Genomic DNA, 21,386 nt, shown 5'->3' with positions numbered 1-21,386 from the left:
ATGAAAATATTATTAAGTAACGACGATGGCGTGCATGCTTTAGGCATTAAAATTTTACATGACGAATTAGCGAAAATAGCTGATGTAACTGTGGTAGCACCCGATAGAAACTGTAGTGGCGCCAGTAATTCTTTAACATTATTGAACCCGTTGCGCATTCAGACTTTAGACAATGGCTTTATTTCAGTTAACGGCACACCCACAGATTCAGTTCACCTGGGGATAAGCCAACTTGTTACGCCAGATTTAGTTGTCGCAGGTATCAACTGTGGCGCTAATTTAGGTGATGATACCTTATATTCAGGCACGGTAGCGGCAGCAACGGAAGGACGTCATATGGGCATGCCGGCTATTGCTGTTTCATTGGTGGGACAAAGTGAGCAGCATTACCAAACGGCAGCGGTAGTCACTGCAAAATTTATTCAGCGTTTGCAATCACATCCATTAGCGGCGGATCAAATTATCAATATTAATGTGCCTGATATTCCTCTTGATGAATTAAAAGGTATAAAAGTAACACGTTTGGGTAATCGCCATAAAGCTGAGATGATGGAAAAAACACAAGACCCATGGCAACGTGATATTTATTGGTATGGCCGCTTAGGCCAAGAACAAGATTGTGGAGAAGGCACTGACTTTCATGCTGTTGCTAATGGCTATGCGTCAATAACCCCATTAACCGTCGACATGACGGCGCATGGCAGTTTGGAATCAATCACTCGTTGGGTGGGTGACTTAACCGTTTAGTCGACTTTAATTTTAGATAAGAAAAATAAAAAGAGCACGTTATGAATGTAAAGGTAGGGAGCCGTTTCATCGGTAAATCACGTCGTAGTGGCGAAATATTGGCGCAGAAATTATATACCGAAGGAATACGTGATCAGCGAGTATTACATGCCATTGCTCAATCACCGCGTCATCTTTTTGTTCCAGAAATATTGGCACATAAAGCTTACGATAATACTGCGCTGCCCATTGGACAGGGGCAAACTATTTCTCAGCCCTATATCGTTGCGAAAATGTCGGAATTATTATTAGCTGACGGTGTGCCTGAAAGTATTTTAGAAATAGGTACAGGGTCAGGTTACCAAACGTCAATTCTTACGCAGTTGGTGCCTAAAGTTTTTTCGGTAGAACGTATCAAATCTTTACAGTGGCAGGCAAAGCGTCGCCTACAGTCAATAGACTTAAACAACGTTTCAATGAAGCATGGCGATGGTTGGAAAGGTTGGAGTAGTAAATCTCCTTTTCAAGCGATTATCGTTACTGCGGCACCGACAGAAGTCCCTAAAGCATTATTAGAACAATTAGCTGAAGGGGGACGCTTAGTTATTCCCGTAGGATCAGAGACACAAATATTAAAAGTCATTACTCGTTATGGTGACGAATATAAAGAACAACAAGTTGAGATGGTTAAATTTGTGCCGCTTGTTCCTGGTGCGTTAATTTAATTGTTGTCTGTAAAGTAGACAACAATTCAACTGTTTTTAAATGATGAAATCTGACTGATATCCATAGCCTTACTGCGCTTTCGTAAAAAACTAGGCAAGGTTATATCCTCTTTATTATTGTACAAAAGGTATGATTAATTGAAAATTTTTTCAAAAATGTATGAATGGACACTTCGTTTTGCTGAACATAAATTTGCGCCAAGAATGCTGGCACTATTAACGTTTGCTGAATCTATATTCTTTCCTATTCCTCCTGACGTGCTGCTTGCGCCAATGGTTTTAGCTAAACCTAATAAAGCATGGTCCTACGCAACGTTAACGACGGTTGCTTCTATTTTGGGGGGCTCTGTTGGTTACTTACTCGGCTATTATATGTTTGAACCTTGGATACAACCGGCAATTACCGCTTTGGGGAAACAAGAGGCGTTTGATGCGGTCGTGTTATGGTTTGTGCAGTGGGGTGTTTGGGTGGTTTTTATTGCGGGCTTCTCGCCGATCCCTTATAAATTATTTACTGTGAGTGCCGGTTTCTTACAAATGGCCTTTTTACCTTTTTTAATCGCTTCTGCGATTGGTCGTGGCATGAGATTTTTCTTGGTTGCAGGCGTCATACGTTGGGGCGGTGCAGCAATGGAACAAAAGATAAGACAATGGGTAGACTTACTGGGTTGGATCATTGTTGGACTTATCATTGTTGCTTATTTTTTATTGCGGTAAATAAATATCGACAACATTAGGAATGTTTTTTGACTTTACATATTGAACACTATGTTTTTTTGCCCTATAAAAAGCTCACCTATGTCGCTTTTTTAGCGCTTAGTTTATTCTTAGCGGGCTGTTCTTCGAACCATAAGCCAGCACCTGTTGTAGATGTTCAAGGCTCCATCCCTTTAAGCAAACGTCTTAAAAGTAGTTTGAAGGGACGTGAATACATAGTCAAAAAAGGTGAAACATTATACTCTATTGCATGGCGCGCTAATGTTGATATTAACAGCTTGGCAACGTTTAATAACCTAGCGTCACCTTACAGAATATTTCCCGGACAAAAATTATTTCTAGTCAAAAATTCTGCTCAAGCCAGTAATCATATAGCTCGCGTTGAAAAGCAAAAAAATAAGAAACCAAGAAGGGTAAAAAAACCTGTTGCATCAAATAAAAAGCAGGCGTATGGTAAAAATGTAAGAGGGCAAAAAGTAAACAATAAACCCTCTGCAAATGGCACAACATTTTCTCAAAAAATAAGGAATTGGGTGTGGCCTGCTAAAGGAAAAATTATTGAAGGATTTTCCACAGCAAAACAAGGTAATAAAGGAATAAATATCGCAGGTACACGCGGTGATTCGGTTAAATCAACAGCTAATGGCGTAGTCGTTTATGCCGGTGATGCTTTACGAGGATACGGACGGTTAATTATTGTTAAACATAATGATGATTACCTTAGTGCTTATGCTCACAATGAGAGTATCTTAGTTAAAGAACAGCAGTTGGTAAAAGCGGGTCAAGTTATCGCTAAAATGGGTGATACAGACGCTGAAAGAATTATGCTTCATTTTGAAGTTCGCTTTCGCGGAAAATCAGTAAACCCAATGAAGTATCTGTCGAAATAACAAATAATAATAACAATAATAAATTGGAGTTCGCGTGAATATTTAATCAATGGTAGTAGACTTTGCAGCATATCGGGAGATACAGCATGGGTATAGAAAAAGAATTAGTAAATACTGTTGTAGATAAAAATGAGTCAACTAATGCATCATCTAAAGATAGAGAAGATGCCCCATCAAATTTAGATGCTACTCAGTTGTATTTAAGTGAAATTGGTTTTTCTCCGCTACTTAGCGCAGAAGAAGAAGTCTATTTTTCTCGCCTTGCTCTTAAAGGTGACGAACCCTCCAGAAAACGCATGATTGAAAGTAACCTGCGTTTAGTTGTTAAAATTTCCCGTCGCTATAACAATCGTGGTTTGCCACTACTCGACTTAATTGAAGAAGGTAATTTAGGCTTGATCCGCGCCGTCGAAAAATTCGACCCAGAACGTGGTTTCCGTTTTTCAACTTATGCAACATGGTGGATACGTCAAACGATTGAACGTGCCATTATGAATCAAACACGCACTATCCGTCTTCCTATCCATGTCGTAAAAGAACTCAATATTTATTTACGCACTTCGCGTGAATTAGTCCAAAAACTTGACCACGAACCTACTGCAGAAGATATTGCTGAAAAACTTGATGTCCCTGTCGCTAGTGTTACTAAAATGCTTCGTTTGAATGAGCGTATGACGTCGGTTGATTCACCTTTTGGTGGTGAAAACGATAAAGTATTATTAGACGTTATTCCTGATGATAAGAGTGGCGGTCCAGAAGGCAGCCTACAAACTTCTGATATTAAAAATAACATTATTCATTGGCTAAATGAACTGAACTCTAAGCAACGTGAAGTACTTGCTCGTCGTTTTGGTTTGTTAGGCTATGAGGCAGCAACATTAGAAGATGTTGGTGTAGAAATTGGTTTGACACGTGAACGTGTTCGCCAAATTCAGGTTGAAGCGCTTAAGCGCTTGCGGGATATATTGACCCAACAAGATTTATCAATAGAAGCCTTGTTCCAAGCTTAATGAATTGATTGAGTCTATAAAACAAAAAAACCAGCAATTGCTGGTTTTTTTATGCCGGGAATAAGTATTTAAATTTTACTCTTAAACTCAAACAATAAATCTAATGCCTGTTTAGGGGTTAAATCATTAACATCAATTGATGATAAGGATTCAAGTACGGGGTGAATATTTTCGATAAATGAAAGTTGCTCAAAAGGTTGCTGTTCAATATTGATAATAGAAGGTACCTGTTGTTTTTCAAGTTCAGCCAAGCGTTGTTTGGCTCGTTGAATAACAGGCTTAGGCACACCGGCTAATTGTGCTACTTGTAAACCAAAACTTTTGCTTGCGGCACCTTCTTGAACCGTATGCATAAAGACAATAGTATCACCATGTTCAACCGCATCTAAATGTACATTAGCCAGTGTCGGTATTTGCTCGGCTAAAAGTGTTAATTCAAAATAGTGGCTGGCAAACAAAGTAAAAGCTTTGGTTTTAATCGCAAGCATTTCAGCGCACGCCCAAGCAAGAGATAAACCATCATAAGTGCTGGTACCTCGACCTATTTCATCCAATAACACTAAACTTTTTTCTGTCGCATTATGCAAAATATTAGCGGTTTCTGTCATCTCAACCATAAAGGTTGAACGACCACTCGCTAGGTCGTCAGACGCACCAATACGGGTAAATATACGGTCAACCATACTAATACTTGCCGAATCTGCAGGTACATAACAACCAATATGAGCCAATAAAACAATGAGTGCCGTTTGGCGCATATATGTTGATTTACCCCCCATGTTAGGGCCAGTAATTATCAGCATTTTACGTTCGTTATTTAACGTTACTGGATTGGCAATAAAGGGTTCGCTTGTCATTAACTCGACAACAGGGTGGCGACCCGCGCTAATTTCAATACCGTTATTTTTTGTTAAATTGGGTTGTACGTAATTTAAGCTCTCTGCACGTTCAGCAAAAGTATTTAAGACATCTAATTCTGCAATCGCTTGTGCAAGCATCTGCAGTTTTTCTAAATCGGGTAAGACTAAATCGAACAGTTCGTCATACAAACGTTTTTCCAATGCTAGAAATTTACTTTGGGCACTGAGTACTCTTTCTTCATGTTGTTTTAGTTCATTGGTGATAAAACGTTCGTTATTTTTTAAGGTTTGTCGGCGAATATAGTCATCAGGTACATCGTTAGCGGCAGTACGACTCATTTCAATAAAGAACCCATGAACCCTGTTATAGCCTACTTTTAAGGAACTAATACCCGTGCGTTCTTTTTCACGCGCTTCGAGTTGGGCAAGAAATTCAGTTGCACCATCACTTAAGTCACGTAACACATCAAGTTCTTCATGATAGCCTTTGGCAATAACGCCACCATCACGGATAAGAACCGGTGGGTTTTCAACTAAAGCATGTTGCAATAAGTCGTGTAAGTTGGGTATTGGAAAGCTTTTTGACGCTAACTCAGTGATATGTGCTTGCTGACAAGCTTGTAAATGTTGCTGAAGTTCAGGCAGTTGACTTAAAGCATTACGTAAACGAGCAAAATCTCTTGGACGCGCAGAGCGTAAGGCAATGCGAGAAACAATACGCTCAATATCACCAAAAGATTTAAGTTGGCTAAATAATTCAGACGTTAAATCTTGTGACAATAGTTCGCTAATTGCATTTTGACGTGCGGTTAATATGTTTAAATCACGTAAAGGAAAATGTAACCAACGTTTCAGTAATCTAGAGCCCATTGGTGTCGCTGACTTGTCTAATACCGATGCGAGGGTATTTTCAAAGCCACCTTGTAAGTTTTGAGTGAGTTCTAAGTTACGACGAGTTGCTGCATCTAAAATGACACCAGAAGCAGAAGACTCACAAATAATGGCTCGAATGTGAGGAAGCGCACTGCGTTGACATTCTTTTACATATTGGAATAAGCAACCAGCGGCCATTAAGCCTAATGATTTATCATCAACACCAAAGCCAGAAAGTTCTTTAGTGCCAAATTGTGTATTTAGTAAATTAATGGCCGTGTCTAAATCAAACTCCCATTCAGATCTTCTTCTTAATCCTTGATAGCCTTTTAGTAACTCTGGCGCTGAGAACGATTCACTGTAGAGAAGTTCTGCAGGAGATAAACGCTGTAATTCAGCTTGTAACTGCTCGATGGTGCTTGGCTCGGTGAGTACAAATCGGCCACTGGTCATATCAAGATAAGACAGTCCAAACCGCTGTGATGACTTATTGTTACTTTCACTGACGGCAACAATCAAATTGTCGTGCTTGTCGAGTAATAAAGCCTCGTCGCTAACTGTGCCAGGAGTGATAACTCTAACAACTTTACGTTCAACAGGACCTTTGCTCGTTGCTGGATCGCCAATTTGTTCACAAATCGCAACAGACTCTCCCAGCTGTACTAACTTAGCTAAATAGTTTTCAACAGCATGGTATGGAACGCCTGCCATTGGTATAGCATTGCCTCCTGTTTTACCACGAGCGGTTAATGAAATGTCGAGTAAGTCAGATGCTTTTTTAGCATCATCAAAAAACAACTCGTAAAAGTCACCCATGCGATAAAAAATTAAAATATGAGGAAACTCGGCTTTAATTGTTAAGTACTGGCGCATCATAGGTGTGTGTGAGGAAAGGTCTAAGTTTGCTGTAGTCATTTCTATGCGGTAACTCATAAGATTAATGAAAAAGTAATAAGGTAATTATGCCATAACCCATAAATTTAGACTCTATTTATTTAACTAAAATTTTACCGAACCCTATAAGATTTATCCTGTACATTACCTGTAAAATTACAAATAGTAACTTTTTTACAAGGTAACGTTAAAAGTTACTATTGTTAATTAAATTCACTTATATCAGTAGTATATAAGTCACATCTTTTTATTTTTAATAATAAAATGAAAATAATTGTAAAAAAGCTTGATACTGTACGACCATACAGTATACTTGCTCCATCAAAACGAAATCTTAGCAACATCGGCGGAACAAACATGAAAGATGATAAAGAAAAAGCATTAGCAGCAGCATTAAGCCAAATCGAAAGACAATTTGGTAAAGGCTCAATTATGAAGCTTGGTGATAACAACACAATGGATGTTGAAACCATTTCTACAGGTTCATTAGCGCTTGATGTTGCATTAGGTGCTGGTGGTTTACCACTAGGGCGTGTTGTTGAAATTTATGGTCCTGAATCAAGTGGTAAAACAACATTAACACTTGAAGTTATTGCTGAAGCTCAGCGTAACGGTAAAGTGTGTGCATTCGTTGATGCAGAGCATGCACTTGACCCTATTTATGCTGAAAAGCTAGGTGTTAATATTAATGAGTTACTTGTTTCTCAACCTGATACGGGTGAGCAAGCATTGGAAATTTGTGACATGCTAACGCGCTCAGGTGCTATAGACGTTATTGTTGTCGATTCTGTTGCTGCGCTTACACCAAAAGCAGAAATTGAAGGTGACATGGGTGACTCTCATATGGGACTACAAGCCCGTATGCTTTCACAAGCAATGCGTAAGTTGACAGGTAACTTGAAAAAATCTAACACCATGATCATTTTCATTAACCAAATTCGTATGAAAATTGGTGTGATGTTTGGTAGCCCAGAAACAACAACAGGTGGTAATGCGCTTAAGTTTTATGCTTCTGTTCGTTTAGATATCAGACGTATCGGCGCGGTTAAGGCCGGTGATGAAATTATTGGTAATGAAACACGTGTAAAAGTGGTTAAAAATAAAATAGCACCTCCATTTAAACAAGCTGAATTTCAAATTTTATATGGTGAAGGAATTAACAGCTTAGGTGAATTAATTGACCTAGGTGTTCAGCATAATATGGTTGAAAAAGCCGGTTCTTGGTATAGCTACAATGGCGATCGTATTGGCCAAGGTAAAGCAAACGCTTCTAAATCGTTAGCAGAAAAACCTGAAATGGCAAAAGAGCTTGATAAACGTTTACGTGAATTACTGTTAGTTAAAAGCGTAAGAGCAAGTGAAAAACCAGCTAAAGAAGACGAAGAAGCAGTTATCGAATAAGCTGCTATTAATAGAAAATATTCTAATAAGCCATCGCATTTGCGGTGGCTTTTTTATATCTGAAGAATATAACTTTGATCATTATAATCAATTAATAGTCGCTATTCATTTACAATGAAGCGCTAGCGCTTTATTGCCACAACCGTAATATATTTAATGAGACCTTTTTCGTATTTATCTAATTTAACTTCAGCAATTTCTGACATTAAAGCAGCAATTGTCTTAGGCAGTGTTGTTTTAAAGTCTACTTTATCTAATCGACAAGCATCAATGACGTTTTCGGTCATATCTTTAGCATACAAAATGTCCATGCCTGGAATTAAGTTCTGTTCAAAAGCTAAGAAATCATCATAAAGCTTCTCATCTGGGAAAAATATATCTGTATAGAGGAAGAAGCCTCCGGGTTTAAGTTTATCACTAACTTGGCGATAAAATTGATTGATGTTTGAGTAACAATGCGAAGATTCTACATTAAAGATAATATCAATGGTGTTGTCTTCAATATCTAAGGCACATGCGTCGCCCTCTATATAGTTCAGACCTTCTTTTTTATGAGTGTTAGCACAGAAAGTTACTTGATTTTTATTTAGATCGACGCCTGTTGCTTGTTTTGGATTATAGTATTTTTTAACAAAAGCTAAGCCACCGCCACGTCCACTCCCTATTTCTAAGATCGATTTATCGGTTAAATCTTCGCTTAAGCCAAGCTTAAATGCTTGAATTAACATGTTGTTGTAAAGCGATATTTGATGTTTCCATTTTTGATCAGTGTCATCTAATAAAATTTCACATGGAGCAAAGCCATGATTCATAAAAATAAGCGCTTCTTCATCTTGTATATCTTTTAAGATACTGTCATAAGTTTTAATGACGTCATTATTGTGTCGCTCTACCGGGGATAGTACTTTTATAGTCAAGGGTAAAATCTGCCATGTTTTCTTCAGAGTTTCGATATTACCGCAATCCAATAAAAAATAACACTTCAAGATGTTACCCATAAATAAATACAGATAGGTTCTTAAACATTAACAATGTGCTTACTTTTAATGCCAAAGCAATGAGTTACTTATTTTATAAAATAAAACGTTATAGACGTCTATACGTTTAGATGTTGACATAGCTAAAAATACACGTACCATAAAATACTCATATTTATATAAAAGTTAATACGTGAAATTAGAGAACGAAGTGTTTCATGCTTTTTTGACATTATTTGATTAGGTAAACGCTATGCCCATTAAAATTCCAGATCAATTACCTGCTTTATCTATTTTAGGTGAAGAAAATATCTTTGTAATGTCTGAGCGCAGGGCGGCAAGCCAAGAAATTCGCCCAATGAAAGTCGCCATTCTCAATTTAATGCCTAATAAAATTGAAACAGAAGTTCAAATACTACGGGTATTGTCTAATACACCCTTACAAATAAACGTCGATTTTGTTCGTATCAACGCTAATGAATCCAAGCATACGCCAAAAGAGCATTTAGATAATTTTTACCGTCTCTTTGATGACATCAAAAATACGCAATACGATGGTTTAATTATAACGGGGGCACCACTGGCTTTAATGGAATACGAGAAAGTAACCTTTTGGGACAAAATATGTGAAATATTTGATTGGGCTGAAAAAAATGTCACCTCAACGATGTTTTCTTGTTGGGCCGCTCATGCCGCACTTTATCATCACTATGGTTTGAAGCGACACCTAAGAAAAGAAAAATTATTAGGTGTTTTTCAGCATAGCCCTGTTGACCAAAAAGAACAGCTTACCCGCGGATTTGAAGAATTTTTTAATGTCCCACACTCACGATACGGTTATATAGATAAGTCTGATTACCTATCAATTCCTGAATTAAAAATTATTGCTGAATCTCCTCAAGCAGGCGTTTATGTCGTCGCGAGTAAAAATAAGCAACAGGTCTATTTAACCGGTCATCCAGAATATGATTCAACTACGCTAGATGAAGAATTTCAACGTGACCTTAAGGCTGATATTGATGCAGTTATGCCAAATAATTACTATATTAATGATGACATAACAAAGGTGCCACACAGTTCATGGCGAAGTCATGGCAGCTTATTATTTACCAATTGGTTAAACTATTATGTTTATCAGATCACACCGTACAAATTAGACGCAACAAATATTCAAGCAATACACCCAGACACAGAAATATAAACAGTGACCAATATATTTAGCCATTCATAAAGTTTGTAAGTAAAAGTAGAGAAATAGCATGAAAAAATCAGCATCATTTAGTCGTCTTGAGCAAGAAATACAAAAAAGAATTCTTATTTTAGACGGTGCTATGGGAACAATGATCCAAGCCTATAAATTTGAAGAGCAAGATTATCGTGGTGAACAATTTGCTGATTGGCATCTTGATGTCAAAGGCAATAATGATATGTTAGTGCTTACACAACCCGAGGTAATTAAAGCAATTCATTATGAATACCTTGAAGCGGGTGCTGATATTCTTGAAACGAATACTTTTAACGCCACGACGATTGCGATGGCAGATTACGATATGCAGTCGTACAGTGCGGCAATAAATTTAGCTGCGGCACAAATAGCACGCGCAGCAGCGGATGAATTTACCGCTAAAAACCCTGATAAGCCTAGGTTTGTTGCCGGTGTTTTAGGGCCAACCAACAGAACATGTTCTATTTCACCAGATGTTAACGATCCTGCTTATCGTAATGTGACTTTTGATCAATTAAAAGATGCCTATATAGAATCAACTAAAGCACTTATTGAAGGTGGCTCAGATATTATTCTTATTGAGACTATCTTTGATACCTTAAATGCTAAAGCCGCTGTTTTTGCGGTAGAAACTGTTTTTGATGAATTACAATTACGTTTACCTGTAATGGTCTCAGGCACGATTACTGATGCATCAGGCAGAACATTGTCTGGGCAAACAACCGAAGCTTTTTATAATTCATTGCGCCACGCAAAACCTATTTCATTTGGTTTGAACTGTGCATTAGGTCCCATTGAATTAAGACAATATGTGGCCGAACTAAGTCGAATATCAGACTTTGCTGTTTCAGCTCATCCTAATGCAGGCTTGCCTAATGCCTTTGGTGAATACGATTTCAGCGTCGAAGATATGAATGTTCATGTCAATGAGTGGGCTGAGTCGGGATTCCTTAACATTATTGGTGGCTGTTGTGGTACAACGCCAGCGCATATAAAAGGTATGGCGGATGCGGTTGCCAATGTAAAACCTAGGGAAATTAGCGCCAGGAAAATTGCTTGTCGTTTGTCCGGGCTTGAAGCGTTAACCATAGAGGAAAGTTCATTGTTTGTTAACGTTGGCGAACGTACCAATGTTACTGGCTCTGCTGTCTTTAAGCGCTTAATTACCGAAGAAAATTACGAACAAGCCGTCGCCGTTGCCCTGCAACAAGTTGCCAATGGCGCGCAAATTATAGATATAAATATGGATGAAGGCATGCTTGATTCAAAAGCGGCGATGATCCGTTATTTGAATTTAATTGCTGGTGAGCCAGATATCGCGAAAGTGCCTATTATGCTTGATTCTTCTAAATGGGATATTTTAGAAGAAGGCTTGAAGTGTATTCAGGGCAAAGGGGTTGTTAACTCAATCAGCTTGAAAGAGGGCGAAGAAAACTTCCGTAAACAAGCTGAACTATTACGCCGTTATGGCGCGGCTGTTATTGTTATGGCCTTCGATGAACAAGGTCAAGCAGACACACGGGTACGTAAGTATGAAATATGTAAACGTGCTTATGAAATTTTAGTCAATGAAATAGGCTTTCCTGCAGAAGACATTATCTTTGATCCCAATATCTTTGCGGTAGCAACTGGTATCGAAGAGCATAATAATTATGCGGTAGATTTTATTGAAGCGGTTGCCGATATAAAAGAAAACCTGCCTCATGCGATGATTTCTGGCGGTGTTTCTAACGTATCATTTTCATTTCGTGGTAATAACCCAGTTCGTGAAGCGATTCATGCGGTGTTTTTATACCACGCAATAAAAAATGGTATGGACATGGGCATTGTAAATGCAGGTCAGTTAGCTATTTATTCAGATATTCCTGACGATCTCCGCCTTGCTGTTGAAGATGTTATACAAAATAGCGATGACGATGCAACAGAACGCTTACTTGATGTGGCTGAGTCTTATCGCGGGCAAGCGGGGAGCAAAAACAATAAGGCTGATTTATCCTGGCGTGAGCTACCGATTAAAGAGCGTTTAGAATACTCTTTGGTTAAAGGCATTAATGAATTTATTGTCGAAGATACTGAAGCAGCAAGGCTAGTGGCTGAACGTCCTCTTGATGTTATTGAAGGACCATTAATGGATGGTATGAATACCGTTGGTGATTTATTCGGCGCGGGAGAAATGTTTCTGCCACAAGTGGTAAAATCAGCCCGAGTGATGAAACAAGCTGTTGCTCATTTAAATCCATTTATTGAAGCTGAAAAAACTGAAATAAAATCAAATGGTAAAATATTACTGGCAACGGTAAAAGGTGATGTCCACGATATTGGTAAAAATATAGTCGGTGTTGTTTTACAATGTAACAACTACGAGATTATTGATTTAGGTGTCATGGTTTCTTGTGATGATATCTTGCGTGTGGCGAAAGCCGAAAAGGTGGATGTGATTGGATTATCAGGTTTGATAACACCGTCGCTTGATGAAATGGTGCATGTCGCTAAAGAAATGAAACGTCTTAATTTTGACTTGCCGTTACTTATTGGTGGCGCGACAACATCAAAAGCTCATACTGCCGTTAAAATCGAGCAACAATATCAACATCCGGTTATATATGTGCCTAATGCGTCGCGTTCAGTTTCAGTCGTTAGTACCTTACTTTCAGATGATAGTGAGAAACGTGCGGCATTTTTAGCGCGTCAAGATGATGAATATGCGCGGGTGCGAGAGCGTCATTATAAAAAAGGACCACGTTCGAGCTTAATATCATTAGAAGATGCACGCGCCAATGCTGCGCCGATAAGTTTTGAAAACTATACCCCTAAAATACCCAATAAACTTGGTGTTACGGTACTTGATGATCTTGATTTAAATGTCATTCGAAATTACATCGATTGGACACCATTTTTCATGACTTGGCAGTTATCAGGAAAATATCCACTTATTTTACGACACGAAGTGGTTGGCGAAGAAGCAACTAATTTATTTAATGATGCCAATGCTTTATTAGACGATATTATTAACAGTAAAAAGTTAACCGCAAAAGCGGTTTTTGGTCTGTTCCCGGCTCATCGTCAACAAGATGATTTAATATTATTTGCAGATGAAAACCGAGATAAGCAATTGATGAAATTACATCAATTACGTCAACAAAGTAAAAAACCAGCAGGGCAATTTAACCGTTGTTTGGCTGATTATATTGCTGATAAAGCGTCGGGCGTCAAAGATTACGTTGGCGCATTCGCCGTATCAGCTGGTTATGGTTGTGATGAATTAGTGAAAGAATTTGCCGCCCAACATGATGACTACAATAGTATTTTAGTGAAAGCTGTTGCCGACCGGTTAGCAGAAGCGAGTGCTGAATATCTCCATGAAAAAATTCGCAAAGAATACTGGGGATATGCGCCACAAGAGTCGCTTGCTAATGACGATTTAATTCGTGAAAAATATCAAGGTATTAGACCCGCCCCCGGTTATCCGGCTTGCCCAGAGCATACTGAAAAAGGTTTATTGTGGGAATTACTTAATGTTGAAGAAAACATAGGTATGGAGCTCACCTCAAGTTTTGCCATGTGGCCAGGAGCCGCGGTTAGTGGTTGGTACTTTGCTCACCCAGAATCTAAATATTTTGCGGTCGCTAAAGTAGCCAAAGACCAAGTGATTAATTATGCTACTCGCAAAGGCATGACACTGCCACAAGCAGAGCGTTGGTTGTCAGCTAACTTAGATTATGAGCCTGAGTAGGATACTTTAGCTGACTATTTATTGATGTAGTGCAAACTATTATATTAAAAACACCAACGGCCTTATGTCTTTTTAAACAGACTTAAGGTCGTTTTTCCCTATAGTACATTTATCTTTGACTACATCGGGAACACTACTTGCCTTTCTCGTTAAAAGGTCCGTTCAACAACCCAGTATATTGCTGTAGCTGAAATAAGTGCACTTACTGGAATAACTACGAACTTTCGGTACCAAGGCTTATCAGCACACCATCGGGTTGCCAATAAAGCTAAAATTATCACCGTTATTTGACCTAACTCTACACCGATATTGAATGATATTAAGCTGCTAACATACTCACTTTCGGGTAAACCCAGTGTAACTAATACCGAAGCAAAGCCTAAGCCGTGCAGTAAACCAAAAGCAAAAATAATCGGTAAGCGCCATTTTGTCAGTTTATGATAAAAAATATTTTCGATAGCCACATAAGCAATTGATAAAGCAATGAGCGGCTCTACAATACTACTTGGTAAGTTAATGATGCCGAAAATACCTAGCGCCAGTGTAATGGTATGAGCAAGGGTGAAGGCACTTACTTGCCACAATAAAGTTGATGTTTTTGTTGCTAATAAAAACAACGCTAACACAAAGAGAATATGATCAAGCCCTTGCGGTAAAATGTGGACAAAGCCCTGATAGATATACTCAACAATGTTCAGTAACTTCATTTCAGCTGTTGAAAGCTCACGTACAGCCGTCTTGTTTTCATCAATAGAAAAATAATGGCTGTTGCTACCTGATAACACTAAAGACTTTTTGGGACTGGTCACCGTTAACAACATATCGCTTAATAGTGGCGGGAAAGAGAGTGCGATCTTATTGTTTACCGCAATAGGTAAGTCACCTTGTGAAAGTAACTTAACAGGATTATTGGACGTATTAGGATGAAGTCTATCCCTTAATTCAGCAACAGTTAATCCTGAAAATGGAGCAATAATCGATTTATTTTCATCAATAATAAAAGCGCTTTGTTTGTTTATTATTGATGTTATTTTTGATAATAACTGCTTCGTTTCAATTAAAGATAAACCCTTTAAATAATGCACTAATTCAGCATCATCAGCCGAGGAGTTTTGATGGCTCTTAATCACATGTAAAAGATCAATACTCATTATTAGTTGGTACTTATTATCTGCCAGTAATTGTAATTCTGCTTGATTGGCTTCATTGCTATGAGCATTAACTATCCAAGGTGATAAAAGTAGCAGGGTAAAAATAGTTTTTAAAAGACGCGTTATCATAAAGGTAATGCCGGCTATTTGTGGAAAAAAATAATGCGACAAATTAACGTATTTAACGAGAAATTAAAAGGTGTCGACCTATTATTTCTATATTGAATTATTAAACCAAAAGGTTATACTGTTTTTATGTACAGCTTCGCTATGGGTTATTGATAAAAATGTCTTACGGTTTTAAGCGGTGCATCACTATTGATGTAAATACTTAAAATGCAGCACATTTTCATAAACACTATTTAGCATAATTAAAATATGACTCAAAACCGAAAAATAATACATATAGATATGGACTGCTTCTATGCTGCTGTTGAGATGCGCGACGATGAAACGTTGCGTAATGTACCGCTTGCCGTCGGTGGAAATGGGCCAAGAAGCGTATTGTGCACCTGTAATTATCAAGCCAGAAAATTTGGCGTACGTTCTGCAATGCCTGCAATAAAAGCAATGAAACTGTGTCCAGATTTAGTGATTGTTTCAGGAAGAATGTCTGTTTATCAAGAAGTTTCTGCGCAAATAAGAGCTATATTTCAACGTTATACTCAGTTGATTGAGCCTCTATCGCTCGACGAAGCTTTTCTTGATGTTACTCATAATAAAGCGTTTAACGGCAGTGCTACACTTATTGCTGAACAAATACGACGTGATATTTTTAATGAATTGCAGCTAACTGCGTCAGCAGGCGTTGCGCCAAATAAGTTTATTGCTAAAATTGCCAGTGATGAAAATAAACCTAATGGGCAATGTGTAGTTACACCAAGTGACATCAGTCGTTTTGTCGAAAACTTACCTTTAAAGAAAATTCCGGGTATAGGTCCTAAAACCGCGCAAAAACTTTTAGGTTATGGTTTTGCTTCATGTGCGGATATTCGTGCAAGCTCTGTGGCGGTATTAATACCGATTGTGGGTAAGTTTGCTCCCGCTCTATATCAGCGAAGCTTTGGTATTGATCACCGTAGATTAGAAACAGACCGAGTGCGTAAATCGTTAGCGATTGAAACCACTTTTGCCCACGACTTATCGTGTGAAAAAGAGTGTGAAAGTGCCGTTGAACTTCTATACCAGAAGCTTTTATTACGGTTAGAAAAGCATCAGCACATGATGATAAGCAAACAAGGCATAAAGCTTAAGTTTAATGATTTTACGCAAACGACGGTAGAGCAGCAGAGCCAGGGGTGTGATGAAAGCACATTTAAGCAACTACTCGTTAAAGCGCTTTTACGCAGCCAATCTAGGGGAATTCGTTTAATTGGCTTAACGTTAGGTTTTGCTCATCATGATGCGAAAGAGGTAAAACAACTGTCTCTAAGTTGGTAACGAGCAGAGACAGTGAGTGATTTTTGTGTAAGTAAGTGCTTACTTGTAAAGCGACGCCACTTTTTATTTTCTGCTTATTTTGTTTTGATTATTTCTTTAATCGCTAATTCTAAACGTGGATCAGTACTATTTGAACTGGTTGATTTGAAAACAATTTGACCACTTCTATTAATAAAAAATGTTGTTGGTGTGCCTTTTACGTTATACAGCTCAGCAACGTTGTCCCCTTCAACAGCGGTAATAAATTGATAACCTCGTTGAGTTATTGAATCTTGTGGTTTAGCCCCTTCGTCTTCATTAAAGCTAATGGCGACAATCTCAATTCCCGTGTTTTCATATTTTTCTTTTAGTGCCACTAAAGTTGGCTGTAATTTTTTACAATAGGGACACCATGTCGCCCAAAAGTGTAAAATGACTGGTTTATCCTGATAGTCAGCTAAAGAAATACTTTTCCCCACTTGAGTTGCTAGAGTAAAATTGGGGGCTTTGGCACTGATGTCGTCATTTGCTTGAGCATTAAAAGTAAACAAGCTGCTCAGTATAATAAAAATCGATAAAGCTGTTTTCATGAATAAACCTTTCGTATTAAATGATGAGTTATCTTAGTGAGTTCTTATTAGACCGCTATAAGTTGAAATACTTTTCAATTTTTATCAAAAAAAAGCCTATCGCAAAAGATAGGCTTAACAGGGTGTTAGTTTAGGGCGTCAATTAACTTAAGTGTGCTATAAACCTAGCACTCGCTTACCTTGCTTAAACGTAATATCAACTGGAATATTAGCGGCTTCAATACGGGCTAAGTCTTCAGTTAAATTAGCTTTTATAACACCACTTTTTGCAACAAGTGCTGCAACACCGTCATAATCGCCATTACCTTGTAAGGTTAAAATTAATTCAGATAACGAATCAATGGCTGCTGTCATTTTATCTATATTGACAGAATATAAACCTTCTGCGTTACGGGTAAATGCCTCTTGTTCGGCGAAATAATTAAAGCGTACCATATTTGCTTTACCATGAGCAGACGACGCGCCAAAGCGTACTGAACGGAAAATACCCGCTAAGAAGGTTGTGTAATAATCTTGCAAAGTGCCTTCTTCAATAGCGTTTTTAGTGAGTAACTGGCGGATCATATAAAGACCAAGAATATCAGCTTTACCTTCTTCTAATGCTGAGGCGAGTTCCTTTAATGATTCTCTTACCGTACCTTTATTATTAATGGTATTTTTAATACCTAAACCGTGAGCGACTTCATGAAACATGGTGTTTGCAAAAAAAGCGGTAAACGTTACATTTTTACGCTGCTCAGGCACAATAAGGGTACTGGCTATCGGTAACATGATGGTATCGAACTTAGCTTGCATAGCATTTTTTAGTTGCAAACGACGCGTGCCTTTCTCTAATTGCACTACTTCGTCGTTGGGAAGATTAATTGCAATTGTTTTGCTACCCGCATTCGAATGCCCTGCATAGTAAATAACGTCGTAGGCATTTAAGTCTGCATCTGAGCCCGGAATTTCTTTCTTATATGCTTTCTTAACAGGCAAACCTTTTTGTAATTCAGGTAAATACTCTGCGTATTTAGCCAGTTTTTTACTCCAAGCTAAATCTTTAATTAACACATAAGATTCAAAAGCTGTGCGGTATCCGTATAGTTGATCTTCATAGGTTTCAATAGGACCAATAACGACATCGATTGGATTGTTTTTCATGTCCATCCAAGCAAAATCTGAAGCTTGGAAATCATCATGTCGGATCGCAGTGGCACGTAAATTTAAGTAATTGGCAAACTCTTTGTCATCAGCAAAACTTGATGCTTCCTCTAAAATAGCGGCAATGCGATTAATACTGTCGCTATAGAGTTCAGAATATGCAACAGAGGTTAACTGACCGTCACTGTTACGCTGCACCACTGAATACTGACCATCTTTATCCGTAAAATCGGCTTGCTCAAATTCTTCTTTAGTTAAGTCACTTGGATAAAATTCTGCGCCAGGTGCTTTTTCTTCTACGCCAGTTAAAAAAGGTTTGTCGCCGTCTAATCTATCCCATGGACCATAATTGATACGAGCAAATTCACGTACTTTCTCATCTTCAATACTCGCAAGGAAGGTTTCTTTGTCTTCACCAAAGGCTTGCTGCCAGAAAAGTTCATCAATAATATCTGAAGCTTCAATAAGTAATACGATCATTTTTTTTTGGTTTGCTGATAAATGGCTTAAATCAGCAGTAAGCGTGACTGGTTTATAAATGTCTAAGCGACTTTTTGCTTCAGCTAATAAAGTGGGAGCGGTATTTTTTTGATTATTACTTTCACTACAAGCACTTAAAAGACTAGTGGCGAGCAAAAGACCCGTAGCTAATTTTGTTAGTTTCATTTTTACTCTCGCGTTTTTTTGTATATGCATGATGAAATTATTATATATAACGCAAAGAGGTTACCAAAAATAGCAGGATGCGCAAGGTCTTACTGTTAGGGAGCGTAGTAAGACTAAAACAAGGTTGTTTTATTGGTGAATGAGAAGAAGGTAAAAAACAGGCAAAAAAAAACCAGCAAAAGCTGGTTTTTTAATTCAATAACAAAAATTAAAGCGCTTTAATAGCAGCGTTTAAACGACTCTTACTACGAGCGGCTTTATTTTTGTGAATAAGACCTTTGCTTGCAAAACGATCTAAAATCGGTTGTGCAACAGCAAATTCTTTAGATGCTGTGTCTTTGTCACCAGCTTCAATTGCAGCGAGTACTTTTTTAAATAACGTGCGCATCATCGAACGACGACTTGCATTATGTTGACGGCGTTTTTCTGATTGAACCGCGCGTTTCTTCGCCTGCTTTGAATTAGCCAAGGTGAACTCCTAAAATATGATTGTATATATAGCCTAAATTTAAGGCGAGGAAATATGCCTTTTTTTAGCTCGATTGTCAAACCTTTTACCGGTTTAATTTACTTAATAACGATGAATTTACCATTATATAATAATTATCATTATTGGTTACTAAATAATGCAGGTATTTTACCTGTTATTTTCGGGATTTTAAATAGATTAAAAACTTCTTTGCATTTACTTGTTTATAACCAGTAAAAAGCTGCATAATATTAATGAGAAATTACATCTTGCAAAATTACTGTTTTCATCAATTTATTGGAGCTATTCGTTGAGTAAAAAGTTAATAAAATCAGGTCTGATAGTGAGTTTTATGACTTTGGTTTCCCGCGTGCTCGGTTTGGTTCGAGATGTTGTTATCGCCAATATTATTGGTGCGGGCTTAGCATCAGATGTTTTTTTCTTTGCTAACAAAATTCCCAGTTTTTTCAGGCGATTGTTTGCTGAAGGAGCATTTGCACAAGCTTTTGTCCCCGTGCTGAGTGAATATCATACGAAAGATGAGCAAGCGGGTACAGGGGTTAGTGAAGGCGAAACACGAAAACTCATTGGGCAAGTTTCAGGTACTTTAGGGGTCATAATCACCTTAGTGACACTATTTGGCATGGTCGCTTCACCACTTTTTGTTATATTGTTTGGCTATGGCTGGTTTGTTGACTGGCTTAACGACGGCCCTAAAGCACAGCAGTTTGAATTAGCATCCACCTTACTTAAAATTACTTTTCCCTATTTATGGTTTGTTAGTTTCACTGCCCTTGCTGGCGCGGTGTTAAATACCTTTGGCAAATTTGCTGTTTCGTCATTCACTCCCGTATTACTTAATGTTTGTATTATTGCTTGTGCAATCTACCTATCACCATTTTTTGAAAATCCGGCTTATGCATTAGCTTGGGGTGTGTTTTTGGGTGGTTTAGCTCAGTTTTTATTTCAAATTCCATTTTTGATTAAAGCAGGGGTCTTTGTTAAGCCCAAATGGGCATGGCACGAGCCAGGCGTAACAAAAATACGCAAGCTTATTGTACCTGCCTTATTCGGTGTCTCGGTGACACAAATTAATTTACTGCTTGATACTGTCATTGCGACGATCTTAGTGACAGGGTCTATCAGTTGGCTTTATTATGCCGACCGATTATTAGAATTTCCATTAGGATTATTTGGTATTGGTATTGCGACAGTTATTCTTCCAAGTTTGGCAAAACTTCATACTAAGAAAAATAACCAAGAGTTTAGCGATACGATTACTTGGGGATTAAAGATTGTTTCACTATTTGGTTGGCCTGCCCTTGCTGGCTTAATGGTGTTAGCTCAGCCTATTATTATGATTTTATTTATGCGTGGTGAGTTTTTAGAAGAAACGGTATTAAAGGTGTCTTATGCCTTGTTTGCTTACCTTTCTGGATTAATAAGCTTTATGTTTATTAAGATATTAGCGCCCGCCTATTATGCCCGACAAGATACAAAAACGCCGGTGAAAATAGGTATTAAAGCAATGGTTGCTAATATGGTCTTCAATTTGATGCTGGCACCTTTCTTTGGTTATGTAGGGTTAGCGATAGCTACGGCAATGTCCGCAACGTTAAATGCGTTGATGCTTTATCATGGCTTGAAAAAGAACAATGTTTTTGTACTGTCGAAAACCACCTGGTGGTTTTTCGCTCGACTTATTTTTTCCGCGGGCATAATGGCTGGAGTGGTTTATGGGTTGTCGCCACCGTTTAAAGGGTGGTTAGCCATGAGTACCGCTATGCAAATTCAACAATTACTTATTTGTATTACTTTGGGGATGCTCAGTTACTTTATTTCTATTGCTGCATTAGGAATACGAGTGAAAGATTTCAAAGTTCAAGCAGACGTAAAAATAAATTGATGAAATTGCGT

The 21,386-nt window shown here is 38.1% G+C and carries 16 protein-coding genes; 10 read left to right on the top strand and 6 right to left on the bottom strand.

Translation table 11 applies throughout. The annotated features are described in order from the left end of the window. From surE to rpoS, 5 genes are all read left to right on the top strand, one after another. Positions 1 to 747: a 5'/3'-nucleotidase SurE gene (gene surE / locus H4J39_RS13410; protein WP_182228912.1), complete on the top strand. Its 747-nt coding sequence runs from the start codon at positions 1 to 3 to the stop codon at positions 745 to 747. A gap of 68 nt (positions 748 to 815) precedes the next feature. Continuing rightward, a complete protein-coding gene (locus H4J39_RS13405) occupies positions 816 to 1,451 on the top strand; it encodes a protein-L-isoaspartate(D-aspartate) O-methyltransferase (protein WP_182228988.1) in 636 nt (211 codons plus the stop codon). Positions 1,452 to 1,589: 138 nt separating this feature from the next. Next, the gene (locus tag H4J39_RS13400) at positions 1,590 to 2,168 is read left to right on the top strand and encodes a YqaA family protein (protein WP_182181656.1); all 579 of its coding nucleotides are present in this window, start codon (positions 1,590 to 1,592) and stop codon (positions 2,166 to 2,168) included. A 29-nt stretch (positions 2,169 to 2,197) separates the two neighbouring features. After that, complete coding sequence (locus tag H4J39_RS13395) at positions 2,198 to 3,058, top strand: peptidoglycan DD-metalloendopeptidase family protein (RefSeq protein ID WP_259368840.1); 861 nt, start codon at positions 2,198 to 2,200, stop codon at positions 3,056 to 3,058. 86 nt (positions 3,059 to 3,144) lie between these two features. Beyond that, on the top strand, positions 3,145 to 4,068 hold the full coding sequence (rpoS, locus tag H4J39_RS13390) for an RNA polymerase sigma factor RpoS (protein WP_182228911.1): 924 nt from the start codon (positions 3,145 to 3,147) through the stop codon (positions 4,066 to 4,068). A 68-nt stretch (positions 4,069 to 4,136) separates the two neighbouring features. On the opposite strand, the gene mutS is transcribed toward rpoS, so the two are convergent. Beyond that, positions 4,137 to 6,716 carry a DNA mismatch repair protein MutS gene (gene mutS / locus H4J39_RS13385; protein ID WP_182228910.1) on the bottom strand — a complete coding sequence of 860 codons (2,580 nt, stop codon included), beginning with the start codon at positions 6,714 to 6,716 and terminating at the stop codon, positions 4,137 to 4,139. 336 nt (positions 6,717 to 7,052) lie between these two features. Between mutS and recA the strand changes: the two genes are divergently transcribed. Further along, the gene (gene recA / locus H4J39_RS13380) at positions 7,053 to 8,096 is read left to right on the top strand and encodes a recombinase RecA (RefSeq protein ID WP_182228909.1); all 1,044 of its coding nucleotides are present in this window, start codon (positions 7,053 to 7,055) and stop codon (positions 8,094 to 8,096) included. A 122-nt stretch (positions 8,097 to 8,218) separates the two neighbouring features. Here the strand turns inward: recA and H4J39_RS13375 are convergent, their stop codons facing one another. After that, the gene (locus tag H4J39_RS13375; RefSeq protein ID WP_182228908.1) at positions 8,219 to 9,013 is read right to left on the bottom strand and encodes a class I SAM-dependent methyltransferase; all 795 of its coding nucleotides are present in this window, start codon (positions 9,011 to 9,013) and stop codon (positions 8,219 to 8,221) included. Positions 9,014 to 9,326: 313 nt separating this feature from the next. Here H4J39_RS13375 and metA point away from each other — a divergent pair, with 313 nt between their 5' ends. Together metA and metH are read left to right on the top strand one after the other, a co-directional pair. After that, a complete protein-coding gene (gene metA / locus H4J39_RS13370; protein ID WP_182228907.1) occupies positions 9,327 to 10,274 on the top strand; it encodes a homoserine O-succinyltransferase in 948 nt (315 codons plus the stop codon). A gap of 58 nt (positions 10,275 to 10,332) precedes the next feature. Next, positions 10,333 to 14,031, top strand: coding sequence for a methionine synthase (gene metH / locus H4J39_RS13365; protein WP_182228906.1), 3,699 nt, complete (start codon positions 10,333 to 10,335; stop codon positions 14,029 to 14,031). Between the two features lie 149 nt (positions 14,032 to 14,180). Here metH and H4J39_RS13360 read toward each other — a convergent pair whose 3' ends face one another. Then, entirely contained in the window at positions 14,181 to 15,311 is a 1,131-nt protein-coding gene (locus H4J39_RS13360; protein WP_220462201.1) for a HupE/UreJ family protein, read from the bottom strand. A 249-nt stretch (positions 15,312 to 15,560) separates the two neighbouring features. Here H4J39_RS13360 and dinB point away from each other — a divergent pair, with 249 nt between their 5' ends. After that, positions 15,561 to 16,622, top strand: coding sequence for a DNA polymerase IV (dinB, locus tag H4J39_RS13355; protein ID WP_182228905.1), 1,062 nt, complete (start codon positions 15,561 to 15,563; stop codon positions 16,620 to 16,622). A gap of 74 nt (positions 16,623 to 16,696) precedes the next feature. Here the strand turns inward: dinB and H4J39_RS13350 are convergent, their stop codons facing one another. The 3 genes from H4J39_RS13350 to rpsT all read right to left on the bottom strand — a co-directional run bounded on the left by H4J39_RS13350 (position 16,697) and on the right by rpsT (position 19,469). Next, complete coding sequence (locus H4J39_RS13350; protein ID WP_182228904.1) at positions 16,697 to 17,191, bottom strand: peroxiredoxin; 495 nt, start codon at positions 17,189 to 17,191, stop codon at positions 16,697 to 16,699. A gap of 156 nt (positions 17,192 to 17,347) precedes the next feature. Beyond that, entirely contained in the window at positions 17,348 to 19,000 is a 1,653-nt protein-coding gene (locus H4J39_RS13345; RefSeq protein ID WP_182228903.1) for a dipeptidyl-peptidase 3 family protein, read from the bottom strand. Positions 19,001 to 19,208: 208 nt separating this feature from the next. Further along, positions 19,209 to 19,469 carry a 30S ribosomal protein S20 gene (gene rpsT / locus H4J39_RS13340; RefSeq protein ID WP_182181619.1) on the bottom strand — a complete coding sequence of 87 codons (261 nt, stop codon included), beginning with the start codon at positions 19,467 to 19,469 and terminating at the stop codon, positions 19,209 to 19,211. 310 nt (positions 19,470 to 19,779) lie between these two features. On the opposite strand from rpsT, the gene murJ reads away from it, so the two are divergent. Further along, entirely contained in the window at positions 19,780 to 21,375 is a 1,596-nt protein-coding gene (gene murJ / locus H4J39_RS13335; protein ID WP_182228902.1) for a murein biosynthesis integral membrane protein MurJ, read from the top strand. Positions 21,376 to 21,386: the final 11 nt, after the last annotated feature.

Origin of the sequence: Colwellia sp. Bg11-12 (assembly GCF_014076955.1) — a bacterium.
Lineage (GTDB): Bacteria > Pseudomonadota > Gammaproteobacteria > Enterobacterales > Alteromonadaceae > Colwellia_A.
Note: the sequence above shows the minus strand (reverse complement) of the source record. Positions and strands in the feature narration are given on the sequence as shown.